The organism is Pseudarthrobacter arbutini (assembly GCF_054510915.1).
Window position 1 is genome coordinate 204,294 of record NZ_JBTNDQ010000008.1, and the last position, 12,605, is coordinate 216,898.

Genomic DNA, 12,605 nt, shown 5'->3' on the forward strand with positions numbered 1-12,605 from the left:
TCAGCGTTCCCCGCTTTCGTCGTCCTGGCCGGCCGGCCGGCTGGCGTCAACAATCTGTCCCCGGGGCAGTGTGACCTCCTCCGCAGCATCAGCGGCGGGGCGCGGCGCAGTAGTGGCGATGCCGCCGTCGTTCATGACGTTCCTGGCGTCCACCACAATGACGGTGACGTTGTCCCTGCCACCATTGCGGAGCGCAGCCTGGATCAGGGCATCCACCGCGTCCTGCGGGTGGCCCACGGTGCTCAGGATCCGGGAGATGTGCTCGTCCGTGAGTTCGCCATTAAGTCCGTCGGAGCAGACCATGATCCGGTCGCCCTCCTCAACGGGCAGGAGCCAGTAGTCAGCTTCGATCTCGTCCCCAGTGCCCAGCGCCCTGGTGACCACGTGGCGGCGGGGATGGGCGGTGGCCTGCTCGGGCGTGATTTCACCGGCATCCACGAGTTCCTGGACCTCCGAGTGGTCCACGCTGACCTGTTCAAAGTGTCCTTGGCTCAGCCGGTACGTGCGGGAATCGCCGATGTTCATGACCAGCCAGTACGGCATGCCCATCTGTTCCACCACCACGGCACCGGTGAGCGTGGTCCCGGCGCGGGCACCGGTCACTTCCCGGATGGAACTGTCGGCGCGGAGCAGGTATTGCTGGAGAACTGCCGCCGTGACGCTGCGCTCCCCGGTGGCGAGCTGTGGCATGGCAGCGAGGGCACGGACACACATGCCGCTGGCAATCTCGCCGGCTTCGTGTCCGCCCATGCCGTCCGCCACGGCGAAGACGGGGTCGGAGGCGATGAAGGAATCCTCGTTCAATTCCCGGCGCAGCCCGCGGTCCGTTCCGTAGCCGTAACTCAGGCTGAGGCCGGTTCCGTGGTCTGCGTCAGCTGGGTCACTGGCGGGCTGTGAGTTCATGCTTGTCCTAGGTGGAAGGAACGGTCACCAAAGTGGACAGTGGATCCCGGGCTGACAAAAGCGGGCACGCCCGGCTGCAGCGGCGTGCGCCGGCCGTCCGGCGTAGTAACGGCGCTGCCGTTCGTGGAGTTCCGGTCCGTCACCCAAACCCCGGCACCGTCGGTCAGCAGGTGGAGGTGCGTCTTGGAGATCGAGCGGCCGGGATCGCTGACGGCCAGCAACTGGGCCTGCTGCTCCCCCGCCTGGCCCAAGGGGTTCCGGCCCAACAGGACGTTGCGGTCGAGCTGGAAGTCCCGGCCGTCGTCGAGCTTTATCCGCAGCACGGCGACGGGCGCCGCATTCGTTGCGCTGCCGCGCATCTGCGTGCGGTCGAGGTCGTCATCGGGATGGAACTGGCCGCCCGGCGCGGGAACGGCAAGGGCCACATGCGGCGGCTGGAAGGGAGCGGACGACGGCGGCGCGTACGGCTGGGGTGCGAACGACGGCCGTGCGGATGGCGGTTGAGACGTGTACGGCTGCGGGGCGTACGGCTGCACGGGTTGTTGGGCCGGCGGCTGGGCGTTCACAACCTGCGGCGCCTTCGCGGCACCGGCCACGGGTGAGGCGACCTGCTGGACGGGCGGCAGGTCCAGAGGCGCGAAACTGTACGGTCCCTGGATGCCGCCGGAGGTGATGGGGTTCCGGCCGTCCTTGACGTCGAACACCAGCGTTTTGGCCACGGTGTCATGCCAGCCGCGGAGCCCGCCGTTGCGGTCCCAGGTGTTGGAAACCACCACCAGCACGGCCCACACCGCGCCGACCAAGAGCAGCGGTCCGAGGATAAAGACAGCCACATCGAACCATTTGAAAATGACGATGGCCACGGCGGCCAGGAGCGCCAGGATGATGCCCGCGCCGGTGATGAGGCCGCGCAGGAACACTCCCCCGGCGCCGGGGGCGTAACCGTCCTTGTCAGCGCTGCGGATGCCCATGACGTGGTTGCCGAGGGTCTTCCCGGACCGGCCTTCCATGCCCACCAGGACCGCCAGATAGACCAGCGTCAGTCCCAGGCCGATGCTGCCGAACAGGACCAGCGAACCGGTGTCATAGATGATGAAGCCGCCGCTTTGGGTGCGGGTGATTCCCGCGAATCCGATGGCGAAAGTCACCACCAGGACCGCGACGGGGGCCAGCCAGTCGAGCACTGCTGCGCCGAGCCGTTTCCCCGCCGTGGCCGGAACAAGCTCAAGATTGGCTGCCATTCCCGTTCCTCCCCCTGGAGCCGTTTGTACTACCGGGATAGTACCGGGATTCTGGCTGGCGTGCGCCGCCGCACGCTCCATCATGGCCCGCTGTGCATGGTCCACGTTGCGTCCGCTGCGTGCCGCCCTGTTGGGCAGCGGAGCACCGCACGCCGGACAGAACGTGGCGCCGCCCCGGATCAGTTGCTGGCACTGCTGGCAGCGCTCGGCCTCGTTCATCATGAGTCAGTGGGGTTCTTCCTGCCAGGGTTCCGCATAACGGTGGACTCATCAGGCTCGGAAGCCGCCGCCGCCGTCCCGGATCCGCTGTCCTGAACTGCCGGATTCGGGGTTCCGGCACCGTCCGGGCCGGTCCCCACCCTACCGGTGCCGGACCGCCATCCGGGGGAACCCTGGCCGGACGGACGCACCAGCGGGCCCAGCCCGAGCCTGGTACCGCGCAGCTTAAGGGCGTTGCGGCCATCAGCCAGCAGCGACCGGGGCGAGAAGCGGGCCTGCTGGCGGCGCCAGAACCCCAACGTCCCGGTCATCTCCTTCAGCGAGCCGTCCACGATGGTCCAGTATTCCCGGACCTCCTCCTCGCTGGGCTGGCCGGCGCCGAAGATGGAGGCATCCGCACGGTGCGCCAGCATGGTGGTGGTCTGCCCGGTGGCCGGGAACGAGTCAGCAAGCACCACTGCGCTTTCGCGCCGGGTTGCACGGGTGTCGATGCCGGCGCCCAAATCCGTGGCGAGGCTCACCACCTCGTTCCAACCGCCGCCCACACGCTGGGCCGGGTGCCCCTCCGTGAGGCGGGCCTTCCGGCGTCGTGATTTAAGGAGCGCGATCAGCAGCAGCGGCAGGGCAAGGATGGACAGCGGGATCAGGGCAATGCCCAGGGCCCCGAGCAGGGCACCCCAGAAGAGCCACGGATTGTTTTTCTTCTCGTCGGCGTCCAGGGCGTCCGGCGAGGAATCCGGCGGCAGATCGGCCGGTTCCTGCGGCGGGGGCGGCGGCTGCAGCACCTGGGGCTTGGGTTTGGACTTGTTTTCGGGGTCCGGCGGGATGGGGACGTTGTCCTTGGGCGGTGTGGGGTCGAAGCTGACCCAGCCCACCCGGTCGAAGGCCACCTCTACCCAGGCGTGGACGTCCTTGCCCGTGACCTTTACCTCGCCGGCGCCGTTCTCGGGGCTGGTCGGCTCGGGGTAGAAGCCCATGACCACGCGTGACGGGATGCCCAGGTGGCGGAGCATCAGCGACATGGACACGGCATACTGCTCGTCGTCGCCGAGCATCTGCTTGGCGGTCAGCAGGTTCCTGATCCGCGACGAGCTGTGGCCGGAAACGCTGGGCAGCTGGCCGTCAGCCACCAGGCCGTTGCTGAAGGCGCCCGTCTTTTGGAAATGCGCCTCGATCTGGCGGACCCGGTCAATCGCGGTGGGCGCATCGGCCGAGAGGTCGTTGGCCTGTGACCCCACCACCGGCGGGACCTCGACGGCGTCCGGCAGCGTAATCTTCGCGAAGTCGTACTGTGTCAACTGACCGTGTTCGAGCTTCACGGGATCGGACACCTGGACGCTGTAGGAATCGCCCTTGGACAGGCCCTGCGTGGTCACGGCCGTGTCTGTGCCCGCGTTGAAGTACAGGCCCGACGCCGCGGCGGAGGCGCCCTGGTCAAAGCTCAGGCCGGTGGTCTTCCGGCCTCCCGGGACAAAGTAGCCCTGGTAATCCTCGATGGTGATGTCGATGGAGTAGTCATTCGAGGGGACGATGCCCGAGGTGTCGGCCAGGGTGTTGATGGACTCGGTGTCGCCCACCTTGCTGAAGCTGCCGGAGCCGTTGGGATCCATGTTGTAGTTGGTGCCGTTGAAGGCATCCAAAGCCCCCAGCCGGACACGGCCGTCCCGGGGCAGTCCTTTGACCACGAACAGGGTGTCGTCCTTTTTGTCCTTGACGAACGTCCGGAAGCTTGCCAGGGGCGTGATGTAGTCCTTGGGATCGAACGGCGGAACCACCATATTGCGCAGGACCTTGCGGTCACCGCTGGCGGTGACCAGGGGCGCCGCCACCGCGGTAATGGCGACGCTTGCGGCGATCACGGCAGCGGCCGTGCCCAGCCGGCGGAGCTTGGCCCGCTGGGCTGTGGCCGCATCGGTCTGCGGACGGTTGACTGAGACTTTTCGCGTGTCGCTGCGCCGCAGCGCGTCACGGCGGAAGGTGGCCCAGGCAATCGCAATGACGGTGAGTCCGATGCCGCGCTCCACGGTGAGGAAGGCAGCGTTGGTGCTGAAAGCTATGCCCGTGACGAAAAGCCCCAGCACGGGAAGCAGTGGCCAGTACGGGGTTTTCAGCCGCCAGGTGAGGATGCCGGCAACCAAGGCGGTGAGCAGCGAACTCAGGAACGGGACGATCAGAACGCCGCCGGCAGACCCTACCGGAACGCCCACCGTGAGCATGTCCTTCCAGGCGAACACAACTCCAAGGAGCAGCGTCCGCAAGGAGTCAAGGCTGGGAACAAAACCGGCAATCGCAGCGTCCGGGACTGCGAGGAGCGTGCCGAAAACCAGGTAGGCCCCAAGCGCGAGGGCTGTAGTGATCAGCAGACCCAGGCGCAGGTGCGCGTTGGCGGCGGCGATGCCGAGGCCCAGGAGGATGCCGCCGAAGCCCGAGACCAGATAGTAGGGGTCTCCGCCGAAGCTGAGGCTGAAGCCCAGCAGGCCCAACCCCAGCAGGACGGTGAGGGCGGCGGCGTCGAGCACAAAATGCCAGACCGGCTGGCCGTCGGCGAACGATGATTCGTACTGCCGCTGCTGCGGGCGTGGCCGGAGGCCCGGGGCGGAGCTCATGCGGCCGCCTTTCTGAGGACGATGGCGAGGTCAGCGAGGTCGCCGAGGGTCAGCACTGTCAGGTCTGCGATGTTGGCGCGGCCCGGTGCAGCCCCGATTTGGAGGCGCACGGCCAGGCTCCTGACGCCGAGCGGCACGGAGGCCGCGGCCGATCGGAGCTGGGAGGGTGTCACGTTGCTGCCCACCACAAAAAAGACCACCGACGCGTTGGGGACGGTGTCGGCCAGTGTCCGGGCGAGGTCGACGGCGGTCCGGCGCATGGGTGCCCCGGCGATCCGTGTCATGTCATCCAGCATGTTCCGCCCGGTTTCACAGCGCAGCGGCCCCTTTTGCGTCAGGACGTTCAGCTCGCGCTGCTCGCGGATGGCCTGCCGGCCGATCGAGGCGGCCGCTGAGATGGCCATTTCGAATTCCTGCTCTGAGGCGTACTCGTCCGTGTTGATCGACAGTGAGATGGCCAGGTGGGCGCGCCGGGTCTCCTCGAACTGGCGCACCATCAGCTTGTTGGTCCGCGCGGTAGTCTTCCAGTGGATGTGCCGCCGGTCATCACCCGGGACGTAGTCCCGCAGGGCATGGAAGGACACGTCCGCACTGGACAGGTCGGTGGTGGGCATTCCCTCGAGGTCGCGGATGAATCCCGCCGCGGAACCGGCCAGGGCCACTGTCTTCGGGTGCACGAACAGGTCCTCCGGTTCCGTCCACAGCACCTGCCGGCGAAGGAGGTGCAGGGGGTCGGCCCGGACGGAGCGGACAGGTCCCACCACGATGACGGCGCGGCGGGCGGTTGGGATGGTGAACAGGTCCTCGTGCACCTGCGCGGGCTTCATCCTGGGCAGGTGGAAGACAGCGGTGGCGTTGCCCACCGGCAGTTCCAGGGCGGCGGGCAACAGGGGCCTGGCCGAGGTGTTGGAGACGGCGATGCTTCCTACCGCGCTGTCCCCGACGGCCACACGGGTCCGGGCGAGGTCCAGGATCACGCCGTAGGATGACCGGCCCAGGATGAACCCGATGGCGATCACGAAAAGGACAAACGCCGCGATGGCCGCCGCCTTGGCCTCCTGCCAGCCGAAGGACTGGCCGGCCGTCCACAGCAGGATGGAGGCGGCCAGGACGGACCAGCCCAGGACACTGACCACCGAGAGGACAGGCCACACGTCGCGCAGCCAAAGGCCACGGACCCTCTCCCACGCCGGGGTGAGGGCGAGGGCGGCGGTGCTGGTGGCTTCCGCCCAGACGGACGACGGATGCAGCCTCGTGGGCCGGCCATCCCGGTGGAAGGGTTGCCGGAGGCGTTCAGCAAGCCGGGTCAACGGAGTGCTGCTGGACATAAATGTGCCTTTGTTCGCGCTGGTCAGTGGTGGTCTGGAGCTCCGCAGGAGCGTCAGACGGCGGCGCGCTGCTGCGGTGCCGCGATGTCGGACAAGACCCGGGCCAGGACGGCCTCGGGGGTGGCGCCGGAGAACTCAGCTTCCGGGTCCATCACAAACCGGTGCGTCCACACAACGGCGGCCAGTTCCTTGATGTCGTCAGGCAGGACGAAGTTCCGTCCCTGCCCCGCGGCCCAGACCTTTGCGGCGCGGACCATGGCGATGGCGCCTCGCACGGAAACGCCGAGACGGGTCTCGGGTGCGTTGCGGGTCTCTTCGCAGAGCCGGGAAATGTATTCGAGGACCGCCGTGTCCACGTGCACGGTGGCAGCGAGGTCAGCCATGTCCGCCACGGCCTGCGTGGTGATAACGGCGGAGATCTCCTTGGAGCGGTCTTTCAGGTTCGAGCCGCCGAGCAGCTGGACCGTGGAGGCGTGGTCCGGATAGCCGATGGAGGTCTTGATCAGGAAGCGGTCCAGCTGCGCCTCCGGCAGGCGGTACGTACCGGCCTGCTCGATCGGGTTCTGCGTGGCCATCACCATAAACGGCCGGCCGGCCTCGTAGGTGACGCCGTCCACGGTGACCCGGGATTCCTCCATGACCTCCAGCAGTGCCGACTGGGTCTTCGGCGAAGCGCGGTTGATCTCATCGGCCAGCACGATGTTGTTGAAGATCGGTCCCTTGTGGAACTCGAACTTCTGCGTCTTCTGGTCGTAGATGGTCACACCCGTGACGTCCGAGGGCAGGAGGTCGGGGGTGAACTGGATGCGGTTGTTGGACCCCTGGACGGTGGCGGCCATCGCCCGGGCCAGCATGGTCTTGCCGGTACCGGGGGCGTCCTCGAACAGCACATGGCCCTCAGCCAGCATTGCGGTGAAGGTGAGCCGGATGACGTGGTCCTTGCCGAGCACCGCCTGTCCCACGTTTGCAACGAGCTTGTCGAAAGTGCCTGCAAACCATTCGGCCTGCTCGGTGGTCATGGTCATGAAATGAGTCCTTTTCTTGTGGTGCGGGTCTGATGAAGCTGGAGTGGACGGGCTGTGTGGACTGTCAGCATCTGCCGACGTCCGGACCGCTGATATCGATAGTGGCGAGCTTGACGTACCAGCCCGAGTGGGGGCCCCCGTCCATGCGGTACCACTTGTAGTAGGACGCCGGGTTGGACGATTCGCTGGAGCCGTAAATGTTCATCCAGCAGGCGCTGGGAATCCAGCCGTCCGAGGTGGACACCCAGTTGGCGTCGGATGAACCGCAGCGCGCGTCCCCGCCCACATTGCTGTAGCGGTCCGGGACTCCGGGCTTGCCCGGGCAGCTGTTGTTGTCGCCGGGCTTGACCCTCACGGTGGTAACCGGCGGGGTGGGATCGGCCCCGGACGTGGAGGTGACGGGTCCGCCGATGGCACCGTCCACAACAGTCACTGCCTTGACACGCAGCGTGCGGTTGTTGCCCCAACCACCGCCGGGGGCGTCGAAGCTCCTGGCCTGCCCCACGTTCTGCCAGCCGCCACCGTCGACGCTGACCTCGTAGTGGTTGAGTGGTCGGCCGTTGGTGTTGGGGTTGTTCCAGGACCAATGCACCTGGCCATCGCCCTTGGGCGAAGTCATGCCGTTCACACTGGGTGCGTTCGGCGGACCGTACGGGTTGCCCGTACCGATCGCTTTGGCGTCCCCGGACACGTTGTTCTTGGTGGACGTCGCGATGATGGTGACCGTAATGTCCCGGCCGTTAGTGAGGCCACCGATGGTTCCGCCACCGGCCTGGATGCTGCCGGACTTGCCGTCTGCGTTGTACGTGTACTGGATTTCGGTGTCCGTCGAGCCATTCCGCTGGGCCTGGGTCAGCGGTGTAAATGTCACGCGGAGCTGGCCGCTGTTACCGGTGTCAGCCACGGTTCCGCTGCTTACCTGGCCTGGCTTGCCGGCTGCCCGGATCTGGGCGGACGGGTTGCTGGTGGCGCTGGTGCCGGCCTTGTTGGTGGCCGAAACGGTGAAGGTGTAGTTGCTCTCGGAGTTGTCCACGGTGACGTTCTGCGTGGTGCCTGAAGCTACCGGCTGCGTGGCGACCACCTGACCGCCCTGCAGGGTGGTCAGGGTGTAGGAGGAGACGGCGTCGCCGTTGTTGTTTGGCGCCGTCCAGCTGACCTTCAGTTGGCTTGTGGATCCCACCTGGCCCGCTTGGGCCGCCGTCGGGACGGCCGGGGTGGCAGGGACGCCCGCGGGGACTTCGGCTGCGGAATATGGGCTCCACTCGGACGGATCCTTGGCATCATTGCGGGCCAGGACGCGGACCTTGTAGGAGACGCCGTTCTGGAGTCCCTTCCAGACATAGCCCACCGCTGCCAGGTTCTGGATCTGGGCGTTCTGCCCTGGCGGGGCCGGCGAGATTTCCAGATCGTAGGTCTTGACGGGTGATCCCTTGCTTGCGGGTGCCACCCAGTTCACGGAAAGCTGCTTATCACCGAACTTCAGGGTGGGCGCCAGCGGCGTGTGCGGCTTGACGTCCGGGCGGACCTCGGCGGATGCCGGGGAACGTTCAGATTCGCCGAACTCGTTAGTAGCGGTGACCTCGAAGTGGTACTTCGTGTTGTTGACCAGCCCGGTCAACGTGCAGGTGTTCGCCGGACAGTCCTGCCTGAAGCCCGATTCGCCGTAGACCGTGTACTTGGTAATGGGCGCACCGCGGTCTGCCGGGGCAGACCAGTTGAGCAGGGCAGTCTTGTCGCCAACGCTCTGCGCCTGCGGGGTAGTCGGTGCCAGGGGCTTGTCCTTGACGGTAAGCCGGATTCGCGCCGTGGCGTTGCGGGAATCGTCTCCTGTCTTGTCTGCCACCGTATAGGCGACCACCATGGTCCCGGCGAAAACGGACGACGGCGTCACCGTTACCGAGTCGCCGGACACGGCTGCTCCTCCCTGGCCCGTCTCGGTTGATGCCGAAATAATCTTCAACGCGGTCTCGGGGAACGGATTCGAGTCGTTGGCCAGGACCTTCACGGTGACCGGCTTCCCGGCGGCCGCGTTCGGCTCCAGGTCGTCGTTCGCCACCGGTTTGGGCCGGTTGGAGGCAGTGACAGCCAGCTGGTAGGTGGCCGTTGCCTCCAGCCCGCGGGAGTCCTTGGCCTTGATCTGGACCGCACCGGTGGTGCCGGTGGCGGTGGCGCCGTCCACGGATGTTTTGAGGATCTTGCCGTCTATCCGGGCATTAAAGCTGGCCGGGCTGCCACCCACCAGTTCGTACTTCATGTTGTCCAGACCATCCCTGTCCGGGTCGGAGGTCAACCGGCTCAGGTCCAGGTCCGCAGACTCGCCCTTCGGCACGTCAACGTTCGCGCCCAGGAGTTCCGGCGCGTTGTTGCGGTTGGGGTCCGGCAGCACCTTGGTGCGGATGCTCAAGGTGGATTTCAGCCCTGCAGGATCATCCGGCCCGGTGCCGTCGGTAACCTCAAAGCTCAGCGAGCCCGGGCCAACGTAATCGACGCCGGCGGTGTACTTCAGCGCCGTTCCGTCACCGGAAACCGGGTTGCCGCCGTCCGAACCGATGAGCTTGATCCGGTCAGTTTGCGTCAGGCGCGGTGAGCGTCCCTCCCGGACCTTGACCCATTCCTTGAGGTCAACGTTCACGGATTGTCCGGCGATGACCTCAATGACCTCGTCTTTGGCGAGGGTGGGAACCTGCTGCCCCAGCCCCGGCGCCCAGATGATGGCTGTGGACTTCTGGCCGTCCACGTCTTCGACGGTGTACGGGATCAGCTGCGGCTGTTCAGTCAGGTCTACGAGCATGGTGCCGTCAGGCCCCGGGCGTGCGGTGAGGGACTCGGTGCTCAGCTTAAGGTTCTCGCCGACGCCGTCGGGGTCTTCATCGTTCTTGAGGACCGGCACGTCCACGGCAGTCTTGCCCATCGCCTGGGCCGAGGTGACCCGGTCGTCGCGGGCAATGGGCGCCTTCAGCGGAACCTCGTTGTCCACCACCACGCGGATAGTGGCTTGGGCGGTGGCGTCGCGGTCGTCGGCGATGGCGTACCGGACGTTGACCGTCCCGGCAGCGCCCGGAGCGGTCAGGATGATGCGGCCGCTGGTCTTGCTGACGGTGGCCTGGAGGGCGTCGTCGGCCTCGATACCGTCCGTGAGGATGCGGATGATGTCGCCGTCGGGATCGGTGTCGTTGCCGGTGGCGTCGACGGCGATCTGCCGTCCCGGCCGGACCTTCACTTCGTCATCCACGGGGGTGGGGTTCTGGTTCGTTTCGCCACGGGGGGCGATGCCCACCGTCACGGTTCCGGTGTTGACGGCGCCCTGGCGGTCCACCACCTTGTAGCGGAACGTATCCGTACCGGCGCCGTCGCCGGCAGCGGTGAAGTCAATGAAGTTGCTGCCCACGGTGGCGGTTCCCATGGCCGGGGTGCTGTCGATACCGGTCAGCTGAACGGAGTCGCCGTCGGGATCGATGCCGTCCAGGGGAACGGGAATGCGCACTGTTCCGGCGGCAACCACACGGGCGGTGAGATTCTGAGGCTGCGGCCTCGAATTCTCGGCCCCATCCAGCGGAAGGATGTGGATGGTGACGGCGGCGGCGCTCTTCTGCCCCTGCGGGTCCACGGCATTGTAGATGGCGCGCACCGTTTTAGGCTGCGGCCCGGCGATGAAACGCAGGGTGTTTTCCGAGACGAAGCTCTTGCCGTCCAGTTCATCCACGGCTTGCGGCAGGACGGGGTCCACGCTCAGCTCCAGGCCCTGCGGGTGGGTGTCGTTGTCCAGCACCGGGATGGTGACGACGTCGTTGACCCGGACGTTCACTTCGTCGGGCTTCGGCTGGGGTGCTTCGACGACGGCGGGAGCCGGGACGGGGACCACAGAGACGCTGCCGGTGGCTGACTTCTTGCCGTTGGACATGGTGTATTCAAAAAGGAACGGGTCCTTGGTGCCCAGGACATCGGTGATGCGCAGGACGCTGTGGTCGATCACGCTGACCGAGGCCGTGGTGTTCTCCGGGAGTTTCACGGACTGCAGCACCAGCACGCCGCCGGAAGGATCCGAGTCATTGGCCAGCGGGTCCAGCAGCACGCTGCCTCCGGTGGGCATCAGCGCAACGTCATGCACGGCCACCGGGTCACCGGCGTCCTTGCCGGACTCCACGTCAACACGGATCAGGCCCTGGCTGCTCTGCGGGCCGTTGCTGGCGATGTAGGTCAGGTAGACGGGACCGGGAGTGGTGCTGCGGAACGTGAAGGTACCCCCGTCGGTGACAGGGCCCAGTTCGGCAGGACCATTGGCCTCCACCTGCGCGAGGCGGAGGGCGCCTCCGTTGGGATCGACGTCGTTTTTCAGTGGCGCGATCACCAGGTCCTGGCCCACCACGGCAGTGACGTGATCGGCGTTGACTACCGGCGCCAGGGCACCGGGCGGCTGGACGTTCACCACAACTTTGCCGGTGACCGTGGCCCGGCCGTCCCAGATGGTGACTTCGACGTTTTTCTTGCCGGAGGTGGCTCCGGAGTCCTGGAATGTCAGCAGGCCGTCTCGGCGGACCTTGACCTGGTCCTGGTCGTTGTCTGCCTTGGCGTCCAGCAGGACGAGGTCGTCGCCGTCGGGATCAACCCAGTCCGTGAGGATATTCTGGCTGACCGTCTTGCCCTGTTCCACCAGCATGGTGGTGGAGTCTCCCCCGCGCTTGAACACGGGCGGCTTGTTTTCATCGGGTGCCACCACGTTGAGCGTGACCTGTCCGCCGGCTGAAAGTCCGCGGCCGTCGGCGGCGTTGTAGCTGAACGTCTCGGCGCCGGGCCTGGCGTCCGCGGGAACAGAGATCTGGAAGGCGGTGCCGCCGTAGATGCTTTCCAGCGTTCCGGCTTTGGGCCCGGAATCGCCGACGGCGGCGGTCAGGACATCGCCGTCGGGATCTGAATCGTTGTCCAGGACGCTGAGGATGGTGGTCCGTCCCGGGCGAACGCCCAGGGTGTCCGGTTTGGTTTCCGGCGGCCGGTTTGGTTTGGTGCGGTCCGGCAGGACGTTGATGGTGTTGTTGTCCGCCGATTCCTGGTCCTGCTCATCGGATTCGTTCTTCGGCGGGATGACGTCGTCCCAGTTGTTCACCAGCTGCATGTTCTGGTTCACCAGCCACACGTTCCCGGAGCTCACATCGTTCAGGACCACCAGGTCCCGGTTTACCCGGAAAACGTACGACGGCGACGCACTCGCCTTGGGCACGTCAACGTTCTTATCATCAGCATCATTGGTGCAGTCACGGACGTACTTGTTCGCCCCGGACCACGCAG

6 protein-coding genes are annotated in these 12,605 nt (G+C 66.4%); all 6 read right to left on the reverse strand.

All coding sequences use genetic code 11. The features are described from left to right. Positions 1-903: a PP2C family protein-serine/threonine phosphatase gene (locus ACX80V_RS11405; protein ID WP_485843199.1), complete on the reverse strand. Its 903-nt coding sequence runs from the start codon at positions 901-903 to the stop codon at positions 1-3. Beyond that, complete coding sequence (locus ACX80V_RS11410) at positions 900-2,366, reverse strand: RDD family protein (protein ID WP_485843200.1); 1,467 nt, start codon at positions 2,364-2,366, stop codon at positions 900-902. Before ACX80V_RS11410 ends, ACX80V_RS11405 begins: the two co-directional genes overlap by 4 nt. Further along, complete coding sequence (locus tag ACX80V_RS11415; RefSeq protein ID WP_485843201.1) at positions 2,363-4,969, reverse strand: transglutaminase-like domain-containing protein; 2,607 nt, start codon at positions 4,967-4,969, stop codon at positions 2,363-2,365. Before ACX80V_RS11415 ends, ACX80V_RS11410 begins: the two co-directional genes overlap by 4 nt. Beyond that, complete coding sequence (locus ACX80V_RS11420) at positions 4,966-6,297, reverse strand: DUF58 domain-containing protein (protein WP_485843202.1); 1,332 nt, start codon at positions 6,295-6,297, stop codon at positions 4,966-4,968. Before ACX80V_RS11420 ends, ACX80V_RS11415 begins: the two co-directional genes overlap by 4 nt. A gap of 53 nt (positions 6,298-6,350) precedes the next feature. Then, positions 6,351-7,322: an AAA family ATPase gene (locus ACX80V_RS11425; RefSeq protein WP_056348155.1), complete on the reverse strand. Its 972-nt coding sequence runs from the start codon at positions 7,320-7,322 to the stop codon at positions 6,351-6,353. A gap of 64 nt (positions 7,323-7,386) precedes the next feature. Beyond that, positions 7,387-12,605: Ig-like domain-containing protein (locus ACX80V_RS11430; protein WP_485843203.1), on the reverse strand; the 5,219-nt coding region annotated here is incomplete at its 5' end.